The sequence below is a fragment of the Bythopirellula superficialaquae genome (assembly GCF_059632245.1).
In genome coordinates this window covers 214,257-230,535 of record NZ_CP197426.1, presented here as the reverse complement: position 1 = coordinate 230,535, position 16,279 = coordinate 214,257, and the positions used below count along the sequence as shown (strand labels likewise).

The window sequence follows — 16,279 nt, the reverse complement described above, 5'->3', positions numbered from 1 at the left end:
AAATGGGTATGCTGTGGAACTTATTGGCGATTAACTTGCTCTGCGAGAATCCAAAGCGACCTGAATCTTGAATTCTTTGGGGCACGTAGCGGCACCGTATCGCGGCCCAGCAAACGGCGCACAATATTTTTGGCGAAACCCACGACAAATGCGTCTCTAGGTCCGGGGTGTGGGTAGTTGTCAATTTTCTTTACTTGGAATCCGGCCCTCTCGAAGATAACGTGCAGATTGTCTTCGCCCGCGAAAGAAAGGTGATCAGGGAGAGAAAGCATCCCTGGATATTCCTTGCGGGGAAGATCGCCGCCATTTCCGGTCACAAGCAAAATCTGACAGTTGGGAGCCATCAACGGCTTCAACTCGTTAAGAAACTCGATCGGGTCGGGCAAATGCGAAAAAACGTTGACCAGAGATATGTGCGTGAACGACCCAACGACATCGCTTAAAAGTCTATTTTCTACTGGCAAACCCAACTCTCTTGCTTTGTTGACCTTAGGCTCACAGGGTTCGATTCCCAGCAATTCGCTACCATCGGCACACAGTTCTCTGAGCGCTTGTAGCAACTCACCAAAACCGGCGCCAATGTCGAGCCAACGGCAAGGCTTTTTTGCGAGTTCATCCCCAGCGAACAGGTTTTGTAATCTGGTTCGATATCTGTTCACACGTTCTGTCGAGTATTTGCCTATAACGACGAGATCATTCGATTCTGACTCGTGAAGTCCAGTTCGCGCAGCTTCCGTAATCTGATCAAGGACCGGCCGCGGATTGAGATAGACCAGCCCGCAACCGCGGCACTTGCCCATCGTGTAGCCTTTTTCGACGCCCCAAGGGTCTTGTTGAGTGCCGCCACAGAGGTAACATGAAACTCTATCTAAATCCACGGTCTGCTCAGCCTAAGGGTAGGATTGTCAGAATAAATACGTAGTCACCAAGCTCTGAACGACAATGGGTGATTGCACGTTCGTTCGAATAATATGAGCTGTTAGTTATACGAGTATTACCCCAAGCGCGACGTTCTCAGGGCCTCTTAAAAGGCTAATTAGTGCGCCCTCGCTTGTCCAGAGCGAGAAGATAGTTTGCCGTTGGAGCTGAATTAGCCGACATTCGCTTAAATATGAGTAGTTAACTGTCTTCCAGCGCCGCCAGCACATCATCCACCCGGACATCCTTCACCAATTCGACGTGCCCTAGCTTTGTCGGCAGCACGAACCGCAGCCGGCCTTCGTCGACTTTTTTATCGCGACGCATGATACGCACGAGTTCCTCGCCGTCGAAATCGGGGACCTTCGTAGGAAGTTGCAACGCTTCAAGCAGCGCCGTTTGCCGGGCTAAGAATTCGGCGTCGATTCGCTGCATGCGATAGGCCAACCGAGCCGCGCATTCCATGCCGATGGCGACGGCTTCGCCGTGAAGTAGCAAGCCATATTCACCCGCCGCTTCAAAGGCATGGGCAAACGTATGGCCGTAGTTGAGAATCGCCCGCAAGCCGGTCAGTTCGCATTCATCTTGTTCCACAACGTCGGCCTTGAGCCGGCAACAACGCTCGATCACGCGGGTGAGCACGGCGGGATCGTGGGCGTTGATCGCGTCGACGTGATGCTCCAAATAGCTGAAGAATTCCGCATCGAGGATCACGCCATACTTCACGACTTCCGCCAGCCCCGCGCGATACTCGCGGTCGGGAAGCGTAGTGAGTACGTCGACGTCGATCAGCACGCCACGGGGCTGCCAGAAAGCGCCGACCATGTTCTTCGCGCCGGGGAGATTGATCCCCACTTTGCCACCGACGGAACTGTCCACTTGGGCGAGTAACGTTGTGGGGACCTGAAAGAATTGCAACCCGCGCGCGAACGTCGCGGCGACAAACCCCGCCAAGTCGCCAACCACGCCGCCGCCGATAGCGATCACGATTGATTTGCGATCCGTCCCCTCGGCAAGCATCGTTTCCCAAAGTTCTTGAGCAACGTCGCCGCTTTTGCTGAGCTCACCGACGTCGACCGTCAGCAAATGAACTTCCCACTCGTCGTCGGTGAGTTGATCGCCCAACTTGTCGGCGTAGAGTTCGTCGACCGCATCGTCGGTGATGATCACCGCGTGCGAGGCCTGGCAGCGCTCACGCAAGAAGGGAGACAACTGCTCAAGGTTGCCGCTACCGATTTGAATATCGTAGCTCCGCTCGGCAAGATCGACGCGCGTAGTAATGAGCGGCTGAGACACTAAAAACTTTCGGATTTAAGAGAGGATTGTACTTGTCATTCCGAAGGAGGCTTGCCGACTGAGGAATCTGGTTCGCAGCACCAACTCGGATTGAGGGCGTATCCATGCTGAGGCCAGATCCCACGGGTCGCAGAACTCCCCTCGGGATGACTTTATGAAATTCACTTGGCGGCAGTCACCCGTGCGAGGTCTTCGTCGGTCACGATGATCTTGCGGCAAAAGCCCGTGTGCATGCGAACGTATTCCAATTGGGCGGCCTCTTGTGGGTGGGCATGGAGGACGGCTTCCAGTTGATAACGCTCGCGAGGATCGAGCTCTGTCCCCTCGGGCCAAATCGTGGCAGTTTCAACAACCAATGCTTCGCGATAGGAATCAAACGTGTCGGCCATGGAGGGCTCGGCTTCCTGGTAGGGTCCGGGGAGAATCGGGTAAACTGCCAGTATACTCGCGCTGGGCAGGATCAAAAAGACGGCCCAAACCCACGGCAGCGTAATCCGCCGCGGCGGACCAGCAAACATTTTGGCGAAATCATCACATGCAATCCGGCACCAAACTTGTTCTCGGGATTTTCGGCCTCGCGCTCCTCGCGGGGGTTCTCTCGTGGTGGTATCGCTACGAAACGGCCCACCGCTCGACGACGTTTTGGGGGCCCAACTTCGCGGAACTGATTGCGCGGCCATCGGACGTGAGTGCATTTAAACTTGCTGACAAAATGTCGAAAGAAACGGGCGATCGTGAGTTGGCCATTTTGGGTCAAACTTTTTATCGGGTCCTACCTAAGAATGTGACTCAAGCACCGGGCATGGTTCACTTGCGAAACTCCATTCTCAGCGACCGCAACTACCGCTGGGAGGAACCGGTGAGCGAGTCTTTAAAGAATGGCGAAGGGTGGCGCTACTGCTTGCAATTCACTGGTGATGGCCGCACGGCGACGTTGCTCTTCAATGAAGACTTCAGCATGCTCGGTCGACTGAACCAACGGAGCGACAACTTGCGCGGCGTCGATTGCCAGCCGATGGCGGAAACTCTGCGGGAATATTTTGCGAGCATTAAGGCTTTTCACTCGAATTTAGATGCTAGCAAAGAGGCGGACTGACCTGGGAACCGTCGCGGCGCTTTTCTATACTTCGCGGCCAATTCCGCCGTAGGTCCGTGGGGACAAGTCCTACGGCTCGCTTGAGATTGAAAGAGGACGCCATGCGCTCGATTGCCATCATTAATCAAAAAGGGGGCGTGGGTAAAACCACAACCGCCGTCAACTTAAGTGCTGCGCTGGCTGCCCAAGGCTATCGCGTGGGCTTGATCGACATGGATCCGCAAGCCCATGCCTCGTTGCATCTGGGTGTTGGCCACGAGCCCGATATGCTAAGCGTTTATGACTTGCTCACAAGCGACGCCACGCTGGCCGACGTTTGGCATGCGGCGGGAGACAACTTGCTGGTCGCGCCATCGCACATCGATTTGGCTGCCGCGGAAGTGGAACTTGCCGGCGTAGTGGGCCGAGAGTTGATCTTGCGCGACAAGCTCGCCGCGGTGGCGAATCAGTTTGATTATGTATTGATCGATTGTCCACCGTCGCTGGGTATTTTGACGATCAATGCGCTCTCGGCTGTGGACGACGTGTTTCTTCCGCTACAGCCACACTTTTTGGCTCTGCATGGCTTGAGCAAATTGCTTCAGACAATCAATCTTGTAGCCCAGCGTCTCAACGACCGCCTGCGGTTGGCGGGGGTGATGTTCTGTTTGTTCGACTCCGGGACTAAGCTCGCCTCGGAAGTCACCAGCGACGTCGCGGCGTTCTTTCAGGATGCCCGAGGTAAGAAGGGCGTTTGGCAGGACGTGCATCTGTTCGCCACGCGAATTCGCCGGAATATTCGCCTCGCAGAGTCACCCAGCTTCGGGCAATCGATCTTCCAATACTCGCCCCAATCCGCCGGGGCGGAAGATTATCGGGCTTTATGTGACGAGGTCGTGACACTTTACAGTGCCAGTGAGCTTCGCGCCGCAGCGTGATGACAATCGCCGGAGAGCAACGCCTCTCCAGTACCCGGGCCCGCGTTGCGGCCCGGCTATTCTGACAGGCTGTTAATCTGTAGCGGTTCTTCCGCGGCGGCAAACCCTGCCTGTTGAAGATTGCGGGTTGCACGGGTCGTATCTGTTCGACCCAGAAAAACATCTGCAACAGTCGTAACCGACGGCAATCCGCGGCCCTCTTTCTGGCCGATGGGAATTGTGAGCGAAATCTTCAATTCCGCTCTTAGCCGCTTTGAATATGACCCACCCGTTTGACGCCGCTGGCTGACGCCCCGTCAGCTGCTTTTGGCAGGATGCCGAAAGCTCGCGCGGCGCGGTTCCACAAGGATGTGGGATCGATAAATCGCAAAAGGAGTATGCGCATGAAACTCTCGTGCACCACGCGAGGGCTGTGTGTCTGGATTGCCGTCGTCACGCAAGCCACGACCTTCTTCTCGGCCAACTCAGTTTTGGCCCAGAACAACGGTTCCTACGTCAATTCCTATCAAGCGGCTTATCGCCCTCAGCCGTCATATCAACAACCTCATCCGGCTTACCAACCGCAATACAACGCGGGCCAGATGGGCAACGTCGCACAACGGCCGTTTGTGCCGGGGCCTCAGGTCCAACAGCCCGGTTATCAGCCGATGCAGAATATGCAGGCTCAATACCCGCAAACCCAATACGCGAACCAGCAACAATACGCTCCGCGGCCTCAGCAATATCAACCGCAACAATTTCAGCCGCAATACGTGGCGATGGCCCATCAACCGGCACCCAATAGCGTGCCGGCCATTCCCCAACCCGTGGAAACCATTCCCACGGGGCCGGCGATGCAACAACCCAGCACTGGTTATGCTCCACAAGGCGCACCAACAACCCCCACTGCTGATTACTCGCAAGGTGGTGCTGGCGGATACGAAAACTATTCCGCCGGTGCTGGTGCCGTCGGTTGTGAAAACTACGGCAGCTATTGCCAACCTAACTATGGCGACGGCAACGTGGGTTACGGCTGCTGCGATACCTCATGCTGTGCACCACGCCGGCATTGGTTTGGCGGCGTATATGGCTTGTTCATGGAACGGGTTGACTGCGGCAATGGTCCGATTGCTTATGAAACCTCGATGCCGGGTGCCGGTCATTATCCCACTTCCGACGAAGTGGTGATGAACTACGGCGATCTCGATGGTGACATGCAACCCGGTTATGAAATTCGCTTCGGTGCGACGTTCGCCTGCTGTGGTGGTCCTGGTGGCTACGGTGGTTGCTGCGATCCCTGTGGCTCGAGCTGCTGTGGTGGCACGCTTGGCTGGGAAGTTGGCTACTGGGCCATCGACGAAGAATCCACGAGCGCCTACGTCGACGTTATGCCAGGCGATTACATGTACACGATGAAGCGTTTCGATCGCCTCCAATACTACTACGATGGTGTATGGCGGCCCGTGAATCACTTCTTTGCTTACGGCGTTCCCACGCAAGATTACTGGACCGGCTGGGGCAACATCGCTCCGCGATTAACGTCGGTTTATACCCGCAGCAGTTTCGATGCCCAGAACATCGAATGGAATCTCGTGTGCCTCCCCACCATAAGCGGTGGATCGTGTGGTCCTGCGTGTGATTCGTGTGCTGGCGGTGGGTGCGATTCCTGTGCAGGTGGTAGCTGTGGTGCGGGTGGCTGTGGCCGCTTGGGCGGACGCTGTGGCGCCTACTGCTACTGTGGTCCTCGTTGGCAATGCTCGTCGCAAGTCGGCGTGCGTTACTTCCGCTTCGACGACGACTATATGTTCCAAGCCGAGGGCGAAATGTACGACTACGGCAATTCGTCGTGGACAGGCGATATGTATTCGCTCGCCTACTCGACCAGCGTTGAAAACCAACTCGTCGGTTTCCAATATGGCGGCAGCGGTTGTTATCACCTGGGATGCTGCGGCCGCGTGGCTCTGCACTTTGGTGCCAACGCCGGTATCTATGGCAACTACATCGAAATGAACCAATGGTTTAGTGGTGAGGTCCGCGATGCTGGTACAGGCCTGGATTACAATGTGATGGCCGAGGACGATAACATCTCCTTCTTGGGTGAATTGCGGCTGGGTGCGAGCTATCAATGCACCTGCAACTGCCGCGTGTACGGCGGTTACCGTGCCTTGGGCGTGACAGGCGTGGCGTTGAACTACAATCAGTACGCTTCGCCGACTGACATGCCTTACATCAACTGCGATGGTTCGCTGTTCCTGCACGGCATTCAAACCGGTGTGGAGTTCATGTACTAACTGCTATGAATAACACAAAGCCCGGGGAAAGTTTCCCCGGGCTTTTTTTGTTGGTGCAACTGTTCAGCATCACAAGCCCGCAAACGCGGCACGGGCAATAGCAAGAATGTCAGTAGGACAACGACCGTGAGCCGGAACCAGGGTGAATCGCAGATCACGGCTGTCGTACGGGAAAGATGGCGCGTTGCGAGTTGGCGGGTTTGTCGGAACATGAGGGTTGGCCTCCTTTAACCATTGGCCCACTGTCTAAGCGCAAGCCGGGGGATAGTGTTACAGCACTTAATTAGCCCCGCCGCTTGCGGCGGGTTTTGGAAGTGCGCCGAGCTTTTTTTCGAGCACGGTGCAAGCACCGCGGCTAAATATTTGGTAAAATGGAGGACCAGACTTCTCGCCTATTCAGGAATTTCTCATGTCGCGCTCGACCCGCCGTTATTTTTTGCAACAAAGTTTTCTTGCCGGTGGTGCTTTGGCACTCGGTTCTCGCGCATTGGCCGCGGCGAATACTAATTCGCAGGTGAATCTGGGGGTCATCGGCCTCGGCTGGCGGGGGGGCGATTTGCTTAAAGCCTTTAAGGAAGTGCCCGGCGTGAACATCGGTGCAATCTGCGATGCCGACAGCGCGCTGCTGGCAGAAAAAGGCAAAGCATATCCCAACGCCAAACAGTATGGTGATTAGCGTCAACTGCTAGACGATGCCAATATCGATGCGGTCGCAATCGCCACGTGCAATCACTGGCATTGCCTCGCGGCCCTGTGGGCTATGGAGGCGGGCAAGCATGTCTACGTCGAAAAGCCGTTATGCAATGCTCATTGGGAAGGCCAGCAAGTTGTTAAGGCGGCGCGGAAGCACAACAAAATTTGCCAAATCGGCACGCAGCAGCGTTCGGCTCCCATGCAGGCCGAAATCAAGAATTTGTTGCACGATGAAAAAATGCTCGGCCCCATCGAATGGGTCCGCGTGAATCGCTATGGCATACGGCCCAGCATCGGCAAACGCGAAACACCGCTCGAACCACCCAAGACGGTTGACTACAACTTGTGGCTTGGCCCCGCCACGGATCAGCCGATCTATCGCGACAAGTTCCATTACGATTGGCACTGGGATTGGAACACCGGTTCCGGTGAAATGGGCAACTGGGGCGTGCATATTGTCGACGACGTGCGCAACAACGTGTTTCGTGATCAAGTCGCGTTTCCCAAACGAGTCGCCGCCGCGGGAGGACGCTTCGCATGGCACGACGCGGGCAACACCCCCAACGTGCATTTCGCGATTCTTGATACCGGCAGCATTCCCGTAGTGATCGCGCTTTCGAACATCGCCGCGGATGCCGAGAACAAAAAGCAGCCCCCCTGCCCTGGCCCGGGAAGCGGCTACATCGTTTTCTGCGAGGGTGGCCGACTGGAAGGCCAACGAGGCCGCGCGAAGCTTTTTGATAAGGACGGCAAGGTCGTTAAGGAAATCGAAGGAACCGACGGCATGGTGGTTCATCAAAAGAATTTTATCGATGCGATCCGCGACAGTTCGCCGCAAACGCTTAATGCCCCCGTGCAAATCGGTCATCATTCGACGGCATGGTGCAACTTTGCCAACTACGCGCAGCGCGTGGGGCATGACTCGCAAACCACAAGCCAGCCCTCGGCAACTTCCATGGCGCCTGAATCAACGGCCATTCTCGATGACCTGCGTAAGCTCATCGTGGTGCATGATGGCGATGATGTGGCTAACTCGCTGCAACTCGGGCCGGTGCTGACGTTTGATTCTGCCAGCGAAAAGTTTACTGGCGAGCACGCCGACGTGGCGAATAAATTCTTGCGCACGCCTGGGCGCAATGAGTTTGTGGTCAAGGAAGTGTGAAAGGTGTGCCGCTAAGCCGCGAGCGGCTGGAGCGTCAGCACCACCAGCATCGGCCAATCGATGTATTTTTCGGCGCGTGGATATTTCTGTGCAAACGCCACGTCGGGGGCATGCTCCGTGATGCTCACGATTTGAAATCTGGCTTGAACTGCCGCCATCACGAAATCGCTGATCGAATGGTTGATGCTTCCCACGTGAACGATCTCGCCGGAATCAGGGTCGGTGTAGCGGGCCTGACTGCCACGCAAAAACATCGCCGGGTGCATGGCGGAAATCACCGCCTGACCTGACGGCTTCAATACACGTCGTGCTTCGCCAAAGAACATCGCCAGGTCACGGATATGTTCGAGCACCAGGCCGCTTACCACGGCGTCGAATTCCGCATCGTTAAACGGCAAAGGCTCGTGCAGATCGTGCTGCGAGAAGTTCACGCACTCGGCGAATGATTTTTGCTGGGCCTCGGCCAGCATGCCTGCTGAGAAATCAACGGCTGTGACATTGGCCCCTTGCTGGGCCAGTCGCAACGCATGCCGCCCCGTACCGCAGCCCATGTCGAGCACGGCGAGGCCGCTAACTTGGCCAAGCGCCGCGCGAACCACTGGTTCTTCCAGGGCAATGAGTGGGTTGGCGTCGTGATCGTAAACCGCCGCCCAACCGTCGTAGCCTGTCTGAACTTTTTCGAGTGGGTTGGACATGGTCGTACTACTGTGCCATGCATCGCGTTGCGATGCGGCTAACAAACTTTCGTAATTGTGTCGCCCGTGCGAATGAGCCCCGCTTGCACCACGCGCGCGTTGATACCACGCAGATGGAGCTTTTTTCCCTCGGGCGAGTTCACAAACTTCGTGGCGTCGCTGCCGTAACGGCTCGTAAATTTCTTGCAACCGGTATGCGGTTCGGCGGTGACTTCCAAAATGGCCGTGCCGATGGCTATCTGTGAACCCGGCGGCAGATTCTCGTCGCTCAGATCGAGATCCACGTAAAGTTGATCGCCAGCGAGCGGCCAGCGCTCCCGATCTTGAGCCACGAGCGATGCCACGCGGCTGTTCATGATGTTGATCTGGCAATCGGGATCGGCCAGCCCACCACGATAGTTCCCGCGCGAGAGCCAACTGTCGCCGATCAAACCTTCGGCGACGTTCAGCTCGGCCTCGAACAACATTTTGCGTTCGTTCACCGCCGGGCGGCAGACGATCATTTCCAACACGCCATGATCCCGCGGCGCTTGGCGAATCGTGTCTAACTCGGCTTCTAATTCGGGAAGTGTCAGGTGGAGAGTTTGGTGCATGACAGTGTCTCAATAATGAACGGCATCGGAACGATGCCGGCTAACACCAACGACAATTTCACCGACAATCGGGTTCACCGTTTGGACGGTTTGCCCATCAATCGTCGCAGGAGCGTAATCTGCCCCACGTGGATCAGCTCGTGCATCGGGCTGTACTCGATGCCACCCAAAACGGTCGTAAACGCGGGGTGTGGTTTTTCCAGCGGCACGTCGACTTCCTCATCCGTCTTACTAGCGAGTTCGGTCAGCACCTGAGCTTGCACGCCGTCGAAGATTCCTTTGATCGTGGCGACCGACGGATTGTTCTCAGCACCGGCAACGGGAGTCGAACCGATCTTGAAGTTATCCCATAAGGTTTGCGGGATCAGTGCTTCATCTTCGGGAGTGCGTCCACGGAGCCGAAATAGGCATAGCCCATATTGCGATGCTGCGATGTGCGCGACTTGCCAGGCGATGTGGGTCGTGAAGCCCGGGGGCGTCCAAAACCAGTCAGTCTCGCTTAGGTCGTCGAGGAACTGGCTGGTGTACAGGCGGGCGAATTGAATGCGATTGGCAGCAGCATCGAGACGAGCTCGGGACATGGGTGCGATCCTCAGGGCAAAGCAGGTTAGCCGGGGTCGTTCCGACCCGGTTGGGTCATTATTCACTTTGGCCCAGGAGTCGCAATCCGCCCCAAGGGTTCGCTCGCAATTGCCGCAGAACGCGCGCACAAAAACAGCCCGGCGCAACGTGTGCGCCAGGCTGAGAGAACAATGTGCGTTTCGACTTCCGAACTAAGCGCCAGTGGGGCGACGGAAGTATTGATAGGCCGACAGGACTTCGTACAAGTCGCGCGAGATGGTCACGTCGTCGACTTCAAAATCGCCCAGCCAAGTCCGTTGGCTTTCGACGGCATCGACGATCAAGGGAAGAATTTCACCGAACGAAACCGTCACGGTATCTTCGCTCTTGGAGATGACCCGCGATTCGACTTCCACGGGACCACGATAAATCTTCAGATGTGTATGCATTCGAGGGTTCCTTCCCATCGCGTGTGGACTTGAAAGGGCCCAGACATCCTTGTCTGGCGCGCGTTTCCGCGGCGCCCCCCGGTCCGTCTCAGCTAAAATCGGCGACCTCAGGAGCCGACTTGCATCCAAATTAAAGAAAAAGCAGATTTTTCCGTGAACGACTGCTAGCACGCTGGCGGGAAGTTTGCGGCTAAACAACATAAGGGCTTGCACCACAGGCAGATCGAAGCGAAGATCGGCGAACCTACACTTGCTAGCAACGTACTAATTTCCCATGGACTTCAAAGAACGACTTCAGCGTGCCACCGAGCGTGGCCAAAATGCCCGCGATGCCAAGGCTCGCGAGGAAGCGGCCCGCGCGCTCAGCGAAGAAGAATGCCGACGGCTCCATAGCAAATATCGCCTCGAGCTCACCGAGTACATTCAATCGTGTCTCGAACAGTTGGCCGACAACTTTCCGGGCTTTCGCTGTAGCGAGGTCGCCGACGAAAAGGGTTGGGGCTCGACCGTGCAGCGCGATGATTTATCGCTGCAAGGAGGCCGCCGCGAGAATCTCTTAAGCCGGTTCGTAATTACCGTCGCTCCCCACAATCAATACCACGTATTGGCGATGGACGCGCGGGGGACAATTCGCAACAAAGAAATCTTCACCCGCAATCATTATCATTCGCTCAAAGACGCCGATCTCGACGGCTTCAAACAATTGATCGAGCAATGGGTGTTGCAATACGCCGAGCAATACGCGGGGGAGTGAGCGTCTTACGCTTCGGCCATCGCCAACTGCTTGAGCGCTTCGAGGCATTCGATCACTGTTTCGCGAGTCGTGTCGCGCCAGCCTTCGCGGCGCTGGGCGATGATCGCGAGTTTGAACTGCTCGAACGCATCGGCCAGATCATCGGTAAGCAGTTCCACATTCACATTGAGCGGCGTGCGCTTGGCCACGGCTGGTGTGGCGGCTGCGGTTTCCGCATCGTCGAAGGGTGCGTCTTCGGAATCGTCTTCCGCACTCTCGGAATGCTTGCGTTCGCGGGTGGCTTCTTCGGCGGTGAGTGGTTTTACGTTGGTGGTTTTGGCAGAAGCAGGTTCGCTTACTGACTCTTGCAAGCCCGCTGAAGCGGGCGCCGCCAGCGGTTCTTGGAATTCGTTATCCTGCTCCAACTCCGCACGTTGCTCGGCGGGGGGGGTGCCCATCGTTTCCCAACGCTTGCCGCGCATTTGCGAAACGGACCACTCGTTCTGAATGGCCCCTTCGAGCCACATGGGTGCGTCGTCCCAATCGAGCGTGGCCTGGAAATGGCTCCAAAAGAGCCCCGGGTATTGCTCGAACTCCGCACCAAAACGCTGGAACACTCGCCGCAGACGGCCCACGTGTTGGCTGGTCACACCGCCGACAAGCTGGGCCCAGGCTTCGTCGGAATAATCGGTGACAGGAGAACCCGAGGTGAGCAGCGCTTCGCGCCATTCGCAAATGATGCGGCCTTTTTCCCAATTGGTCGTACTGACGAGCCGATTCCATTGGCCGACAAATGGCTCGCTCGATTGGGCGAGATCGGTTTCGACAACGGAAGTATCAGCGACGTTTTGTGTGCCCTTACCCATGAATGGACGGTTCCTTGTGCGGCAAAGATTCCTAAATGTGAGAAGCCAGAATTGCCCTCAAGCAATCCTGGGGGGCGGATTCTAGCATGGCTAGCACTCACACAACCACTGGCCGATGGCCGCAGTGCGACAAGAATTCACAAACCCAACAGACGATCATCCGTTGGAACCGTTATTGCTCGTAGATTTTTACAGGTACGAGACGGGTACTGCTCCACAAGACTTCGCAATCACTACGATCCGCGCTGGGGATAACTTGTCGACAAAGAAATGACCAATTCAAAACCAATCCCATGGTCATGCGGTCATTGGACATTGATCATTGCTTAAACGCACGTTCGTCGGAAACGAACCCACATGTTTTGTGAGCGCCGTCGCAGAATGGTTTGTTCGCCGATTGGCCGCAGCGGCAGAGCGCGATCGCTGGTTTGTCGGTCGACAACGAAAACAGATTGCCCGCGGAATCGGCGAGCGTGAATGCGCCTTCGATGACCAGTGGGCCGTCGGGCCGTAAGCGAATTCTGACTTCGGACATAATGACTTACTTTTTGGCTTTGGCTTGTTCGCTTGGGTGCAACAAAAACAATACGCGGATCGGCTGTTCGGCGGGTGCTTCAAGTTTTTTTGCCACCTTGTCACCAATTTGCGCGGCCTGTTGTTGCTGGGCGTAGCCGTAGAACTGATTGCGGCGGGTGTTGACTTCGTCCTGCAACTGTTGCATTTGCTCGGGGGGTTGATCGGCGCGGAACCTCGTGGCCCAACCTTGTTGATTGACCTCCGCGGTTGCGTTGGCCGTTTGATTCTCGACGGCGGGCAACGAATTGAGCGCCGTGATCATTCCCTGCTGTTCGGGTGTGATCGTGTAAGCCGAACGCTCGGCCTTGTTAGTCGCCGCGCGGGAATACTGCTGATAACTAGAAAGGCGCTGCTTCTCGGGTTGAAGATTCGTGCCGCTGGCCGACGGATCGACCTCGACCGCTTCAATGGCTGTGGTGTCGTTCGCGCAGGTGAAGAGAATCGCTTCGATCTGCTTGGGCGGGGCTTCGACCAACACCATCTCAGGCTCGGCACTTTCGGCGTCGGCTTTCATATCACCTGCCGGCGCTGTTCCCATGCCACCACCGTAACCACCTCCGGCGGGCGATGGTGTCGACAACGTGCGAGCTCTTGGCACACTTTCCGCGGTAAAGGTGTCCCCGCTTGATGCTTGTCCGGGGGCAACGGCACCCGCGCGGTCAGCAGTCGACGTTTCATCGACAACCTGCACACCGTTGGAAACCAGCAGACGATCAAAGGCCTCGGTGCCGGTGCGCAAATCGGCGAGCGTTAAATGCACGATGCCAAGTTCTTCGTTGCTGCTGGCAAGTGCGTCGGTCACCCGAGTTGGCATGGCGGGCTGCATTCGAGGAGTTTCCGCCCGCAAGGCCACGCCTGCGGAACGCCCCGCATCCAGAACAAAGTCTTCCGTAGGTGCCGCAGCGGTCGCCGGCGCCGGTGTAGCCGAGCTGGCGGCCAATTCACGCTCAGGAGCAGTCGCTGCCTCGCGCATTTCTTCGGGAACATCAAACGCTGCCACATCCCGTTCGCGAGCCTCTTCGCGAGCTTCACCATCATGGGCTTCGATCTTCGCCACGTCGCGATCTTTGACGCGATCATCCTGTGTGAACATCAGCAGCAATGCGGCAGCGATCGCAATCGCTGGCCACATCAATCGCCGCAACGGGCCCCTGCGATATTCAGCTAACTCGACTTTGGGCTTGTCCCGCACTTGGGCGAGCACGGCGGACCGAACGTCCTCGGCCACGCGTAGCTTAGGCAACGAACGAAGCGTGCCCGCGAGCGAGCGCATTTCGGCAACCAACTCCCGCGCGGCGGGGTCGTTCTGCAAGCGTTCTTCAACAACGGCGCGCTCCGCGTCAGTGAGCTCGCCATCGACATAGGCGCTCAACAGTTCGTCGTCGAAGTTCAAATTGTTGGTTGGTTCAGCCATACCAGTTAATTATTCACTCGAATGCATCAATTCATAGAACGCGGATGAACACGGATTAAACTGATCAACACAGATCCGTGGAGATCCGTAAAATCAGCGTTCATCTGCGTTCTCATTATTTAATTACTTATCTTATTTTCCAATCGCTCCTTGAGTTGCAGCCTTGCGCGGAAGAGCCGGCTGCGGACGGTTCCCACGGGTAAATCCAAAATCTCGGCAATCGCTTCGTAGCTGCAATCCTCCATTTCGCGAAGCACCAAAATCTGGCGGTGCTCTTCGCTGATCTCCAGCAACGCCGCCTGCACGAGTTCTGCTTGCTCGACGCGCATGGCCAGCTGTTCGGGCGGCAAGCTCTGCTCCACCGGTTCGGCTCCGCTGAGTTCTCGAATCTGTTCGACCGATTGTTCGTCGTAACGACGTTTGTTCCGCCGTCGATACGAACACGCCATATTCAGCGCCACGCGGTACATCCACGTGTAAAACTGCGACGAACCGCGAAACGACTCCAGCTTGGTGTAAGCTTGCACGAACGCATCTTGCAAAACCTCGCTGGCATCGTCTGGCGAGCCCAGCACACGCACCAATGTGTTGAACAAGCGATCCTGATAACGCTCCACCAGCGCACCAAATGCCTGCCGGTTGCCCGACAACGTGGCTTCGACCAAGTACGTATCGGTACGTAGCTCGGCACGAAGCCCGGCGGCGGCGTTGGGCAGTTTGTCGGTCACGCTTTTCTTTGTTTGAGGTTTTGACGCGGGCAAACCAATCGAAGTTCCATAAATCGCGGATAGCCGCCAGCGCAAGCTGGTGGTCCAACCGTCCCACCGGCTCGCGCCGGGGGCTATTCGTGCTACCATTGGACCATGGACCCACTCAGCTGGATAGACGAAGAACTCGCGCTGCTCGAACGGAGCGATCTGCTACGCAGCCTGCCGCCGGGGTTAACTACGGCGGGAGCCCTGGTTCAGATCGACGGCCAGGAAATCATCAATTTCGCGTCGAACGATTATCTCGGTCTCGCAGCGGACTCACGCCTGGCCAGTGCCGCCGCGGAGGCCTTTCTCCAGCAAGGCGTCGGCCGAGGGGCCAGCCCGCTCGTTTGTGGACGTTCGTCGATTCACGAGCAGTTGGAACAACGGCTCGCCCAATTCTTTAACACCGAAGCCGCCCTGCTCTTCCCCACCAGCTTCGCCGCCAATGCAGGGATCATTCCCGCGCTTGCGGATGAAGGGGACGCAATCTACGGCGACGCCAAAAACCACGCCAGCATCATCGACGGTTGCCGACTGTCGCGCGCGGAGCGGCATATCTATCCACATATCGATATGGAAGCACTGGCGACGATGCTGTCGCAGGGCAAACATTATCGGCGGCGATTGATTGTGACCGATACGCTCTTCAGCATGGACGGTGATTTGGCGCCGCTGGGGCAACTGACGAAACTCGCCGCTGAGTATGACGCGATGTTGATGGTCGACGAAGCTCATGCCGTGGGAGTCTTCGGCGCGACTGGCCGGGGAGTCGTCGAGCATTTCGCGAAGGAAGACCCCGGCTTAGAGAAGCATATTTCGCTTCGCGTCGGTTCCTTTGGCAAAGCGCTTGGCGGGGCGGGTGGCTTTGCGTGTGGCAGCGCGGCGCTCATTCGCTGGCTCGCCAATCGGGCGCGGACCTATGTATTCTCCACCGCCCATCCGGCCGGGATCAGTGCTGCGGGATTAGTGGCCCTTGATCTCGTCGATCGCGAACCCGAACGACGGCAGGGACTTCTCGCCCGTGCGGCGGAGTTGCGTATCCGGCTCAACGACCAAGGCTGGGACACGGGCCGTTCGACGAGCCAGATTATTCCCGTGGTGATCGGCTCGGCGGAGCGAACGATGCGAGTTTCCCAAGCCCTGCGAGAACGGGGAATTTGGGCCCCCGGGATTCGGCCTCCGTCGGTGCCGGACGGGGAATCACTGCTGCGACTCGGTTTTACCGCGAGTCACAACGACGAAATGGTCGAAAAATTGCTCTCAGGGCTCGAAACTGTAAGGCAATAGC

The 16,279-nt window shown here is 56.9% G+C and carries 19 protein-coding genes; 7 read left to right on the top strand and 12 right to left on the bottom strand.

What is annotated here, in order from left to right; genetic code table 11:
* Window positions 1-20: 20 nt before the first annotated feature.
* From SH678x_RS01010 to SH678x_RS01000, 3 genes are all read right to left on the bottom strand, one after another.
* Window positions 21-800, bottom strand: a complete 780-nt coding sequence (locus tag SH678x_RS01010; protein WP_496921017.1) for a class I SAM-dependent methyltransferase — start codon at window positions 798-800, stop codon at window positions 21-23.
* Between the two features lie 319 nt (window positions 801-1,119).
* Window positions 1,120-2,214, bottom strand: a complete 1,095-nt coding sequence (gene aroB / locus SH678x_RS01005; RefSeq protein WP_496921016.1) for a 3-dehydroquinate synthase — start codon at window positions 2,212-2,214, stop codon at window positions 1,120-1,122.
* A gap of 161 nt (window positions 2,215-2,375) precedes the next feature.
* Complete coding sequence (locus tag SH678x_RS01000) at window positions 2,376-2,732, bottom strand: hypothetical protein (protein ID WP_496921015.1); 357 nt, start codon at window positions 2,730-2,732, stop codon at window positions 2,376-2,378.
* Between the two features lie 17 nt (window positions 2,733-2,749).
* On the opposite strand from SH678x_RS01000, the gene SH678x_RS00995 reads away from it, so the two are divergent.
* Complete coding sequence (locus SH678x_RS00995; RefSeq protein ID WP_496921014.1) at window positions 2,750-3,310, top strand: hypothetical protein; 561 nt, start codon at window positions 2,750-2,752, stop codon at window positions 3,308-3,310.
* A gap of 101 nt (window positions 3,311-3,411) precedes the next feature.
* Window positions 3,412-4,227, top strand: a complete 816-nt coding sequence (locus SH678x_RS00990) for a ParA family protein (protein WP_496921013.1) — start codon at window positions 3,412-3,414, stop codon at window positions 4,225-4,227.
* Between the two features lie 244 nt (window positions 4,228-4,471).
* Here SH678x_RS00990 and SH678x_RS00985 read toward each other — a convergent pair whose 3' ends face one another.
* Window positions 4,472-4,612, bottom strand: a complete 141-nt coding sequence (locus tag SH678x_RS00985) for a hypothetical protein (protein ID WP_496921012.1) — start codon at window positions 4,610-4,612, stop codon at window positions 4,472-4,474.
* On the opposite strand from SH678x_RS00985, the gene SH678x_RS00980 reads away from it, so the two are divergent.
* From SH678x_RS00980 to SH678x_RS00970, 3 genes are all read left to right on the top strand, one after another.
* Window positions 4,611-6,497 (top strand): hypothetical protein, encoded by a 1,887-nt coding sequence (locus SH678x_RS00980; protein WP_496921011.1) that lies wholly within the window; start codon window positions 4,611-4,613, stop codon window positions 6,495-6,497. The genes SH678x_RS00985 and SH678x_RS00980 overlap by 2 nt on opposite strands.
* A gap of 409 nt (window positions 6,498-6,906) precedes the next feature.
* The gene (locus SH678x_RS00975) at window positions 6,907-7,173 is read left to right on the top strand and encodes a hypothetical protein (protein WP_496921010.1); all 267 of its coding nucleotides are present in this window, start codon (window positions 6,907-6,909) and stop codon (window positions 7,171-7,173) included.
* A gap of 6 nt (window positions 7,174-7,179) precedes the next feature.
* Entirely contained in the window at window positions 7,180-8,352 is a 1,173-nt protein-coding gene (locus SH678x_RS00970; protein WP_496923103.1) for a Gfo/Idh/MocA family protein, read from the top strand.
* Between the two features lie 11 nt (window positions 8,353-8,363).
* On the opposite strand, the gene SH678x_RS00965 is transcribed toward SH678x_RS00970, so the two are convergent.
* The 4 genes from SH678x_RS00965 to SH678x_RS00950 all read right to left on the bottom strand — a co-directional run bounded on the left by SH678x_RS00965 (window position 8,364) and on the right by SH678x_RS00950 (window position 10,650).
* Entirely contained in the window at window positions 8,364-9,047 is a 684-nt protein-coding gene (locus SH678x_RS00965; RefSeq protein WP_496921009.1) for a class I SAM-dependent methyltransferase, read from the bottom strand.
* A gap of 38 nt (window positions 9,048-9,085) precedes the next feature.
* A complete protein-coding gene (locus tag SH678x_RS00960; RefSeq protein WP_496921008.1) occupies window positions 9,086-9,640 on the bottom strand; it encodes an MOSC domain-containing protein in 555 nt (184 codons plus the stop codon).
* A gap of 74 nt (window positions 9,641-9,714) precedes the next feature.
* Window positions 9,715-10,221: a DinB family protein gene (locus SH678x_RS00955; protein WP_496921007.1), complete on the bottom strand. Its 507-nt coding sequence runs from the start codon at window positions 10,219-10,221 to the stop codon at window positions 9,715-9,717.
* Between the two features lie 192 nt (window positions 10,222-10,413).
* A complete protein-coding gene (locus SH678x_RS00950; protein WP_496921006.1) occupies window positions 10,414-10,650 on the bottom strand; it encodes a hypothetical protein in 237 nt (78 codons plus the stop codon).
* A 274-nt stretch (window positions 10,651-10,924) separates the two neighbouring features.
* Here SH678x_RS00950 and SH678x_RS00945 point away from each other — a divergent pair, with 274 nt between their 5' ends.
* A complete protein-coding gene (locus SH678x_RS00945; RefSeq protein ID WP_496921005.1) occupies window positions 10,925-11,404 on the top strand; it encodes a hypothetical protein in 480 nt (159 codons plus the stop codon).
* Window positions 11,405-11,409: 5 nt separating this feature from the next.
* Here the strand turns inward: SH678x_RS00945 and SH678x_RS00940 are convergent, their stop codons facing one another.
* The 4 genes from SH678x_RS00940 to SH678x_RS00925 all read right to left on the bottom strand — a co-directional run bounded on the left by SH678x_RS00940 (window position 11,410) and on the right by SH678x_RS00925 (window position 15,096).
* Window positions 11,410-12,249, bottom strand: a complete 840-nt coding sequence (locus SH678x_RS00940; protein WP_496921004.1) for a hypothetical protein — start codon at window positions 12,247-12,249, stop codon at window positions 11,410-11,412.
* Window positions 12,250-12,568: 319 nt separating this feature from the next.
* On the bottom strand, window positions 12,569-12,784 hold the full coding sequence (locus SH678x_RS00935; protein WP_496921003.1) for a CDGSH iron-sulfur domain-containing protein: 216 nt from the start codon (window positions 12,782-12,784) through the stop codon (window positions 12,569-12,571).
* Window positions 12,785-12,790: 6 nt separating this feature from the next.
* Window positions 12,791-14,239, bottom strand: a complete 1,449-nt coding sequence (locus SH678x_RS00930) for an anti-sigma factor family protein (protein WP_496921002.1) — start codon at window positions 14,237-14,239, stop codon at window positions 12,791-12,793.
* Between the two features lie 119 nt (window positions 14,240-14,358).
* Window positions 14,359-15,096, bottom strand: coding sequence for an RNA polymerase sigma factor (locus tag SH678x_RS00925; RefSeq protein WP_496921001.1), 738 nt, complete (start codon window positions 15,094-15,096; stop codon window positions 14,359-14,361).
* A 6-nt stretch (window positions 15,097-15,102) separates the two neighbouring features.
* Between SH678x_RS00925 and SH678x_RS00920 the strand changes: the two genes are divergently transcribed.
* Window positions 15,103-16,278: an aminotransferase class I/II-fold pyridoxal phosphate-dependent enzyme gene (locus SH678x_RS00920; protein WP_496921000.1), complete on the top strand. Its 1,176-nt coding sequence runs from the start codon at window positions 15,103-15,105 to the stop codon at window positions 16,276-16,278.
* The last annotated feature ends 1 nt before the right edge of the window (window position 16,279 follow it).

What these genes read in the sequence shown, in the direction of transcription:
- SH678x_RS00925 (WP_496921001.1), bottom strand. Translation starts at nt 15,096, where the DNA reads ATGGTAGCACGAATAGCCCCCGGCGCGAGCCGGTGGGACGGTTGGACC.
- SH678x_RS00935 (WP_496921003.1), bottom strand. Translation starts at nt 12,784, where the DNA reads ATGTCCGAAGTCAGAATTCGCTTACGGCCCGACGGCCCACTGGTCATC.
- SH678x_RS00975 (WP_496921010.1), top strand. Translation starts at nt 6,907, where the DNA reads ATGTCGCGCTCGACCCGCCGTTATTTTTTGCAACAAAGTTTTCTTGCC.
- SH678x_RS00955 (WP_496921007.1), bottom strand. Translation starts at nt 10,221, where the DNA reads ATGTCCCGAGCTCGTCTCGATGCTGCTGCCAATCGCATTCAATTCGCC.
- SH678x_RS00985 (WP_496921012.1), bottom strand. Translation starts at nt 4,612, where the DNA reads ATGCGCATACTCCTTTTGCGATTTATCGATCCCACATCCTTGTGGAAC.
- SH678x_RS00995 (WP_496921014.1), top strand. Translation starts at nt 2,750, where the DNA reads ATGCAATCCGGCACCAAACTTGTTCTCGGGATTTTCGGCCTCGCGCTC.
- SH678x_RS01000 (WP_496921015.1), bottom strand. Translation starts at nt 2,732, where the DNA reads ATGTTTGCTGGTCCGCCGCGGCGGATTACGCTGCCGTGGGTTTGGGCC.
- SH678x_RS00965 (WP_496921009.1), bottom strand. Translation starts at nt 9,047, where the DNA reads ATGTCCAACCCACTCGAAAAAGTTCAGACAGGCTACGACGGTTGGGCG.
- SH678x_RS00960 (WP_496921008.1), bottom strand. Translation starts at nt 9,640, where the DNA reads ATGCACCAAACTCTCCACCTGACACTTCCCGAATTAGAAGCCGAGTTA.
- SH678x_RS00990 (WP_496921013.1), top strand. Translation starts at nt 3,412, where the DNA reads ATGCGCTCGATTGCCATCATTAATCAAAAAGGGGGCGTGGGTAAAACC.
- SH678x_RS00980 (WP_496921011.1), top strand. Translation starts at nt 4,611, where the DNA reads ATGAAACTCTCGTGCACCACGCGAGGGCTGTGTGTCTGGATTGCCGTC.
- SH678x_RS00940 (WP_496921004.1), bottom strand. Translation starts at nt 12,249, where the DNA reads ATGGGTAAGGGCACACAAAACGTCGCTGATACTTCCGTTGTCGAAACC.
- SH678x_RS00945 (WP_496921005.1), top strand. Translation starts at nt 10,925, where the DNA reads ATGGACTTCAAAGAACGACTTCAGCGTGCCACCGAGCGTGGCCAAAAT.
- SH678x_RS00950 (WP_496921006.1), bottom strand. Translation starts at nt 10,650, where the DNA reads ATGCATACACATCTGAAGATTTATCGTGGTCCCGTGGAAGTCGAATCG.
- SH678x_RS00930 (WP_496921002.1), bottom strand. Translation starts at nt 14,239, where the DNA reads ATGGCTGAACCAACCAACAATTTGAACTTCGACGACGAACTGTTGAGC.
- SH678x_RS00920 (WP_496921000.1), top strand. Translation starts at nt 15,103, where the DNA reads ATGGACCCACTCAGCTGGATAGACGAAGAACTCGCGCTGCTCGAACGG.
- SH678x_RS01010 (WP_496921017.1), bottom strand. Translation starts at nt 800, where the DNA reads ATGGGCAAGTGCCGCGGTTGCGGGCTGGTCTATCTCAATCCGCGGCCG.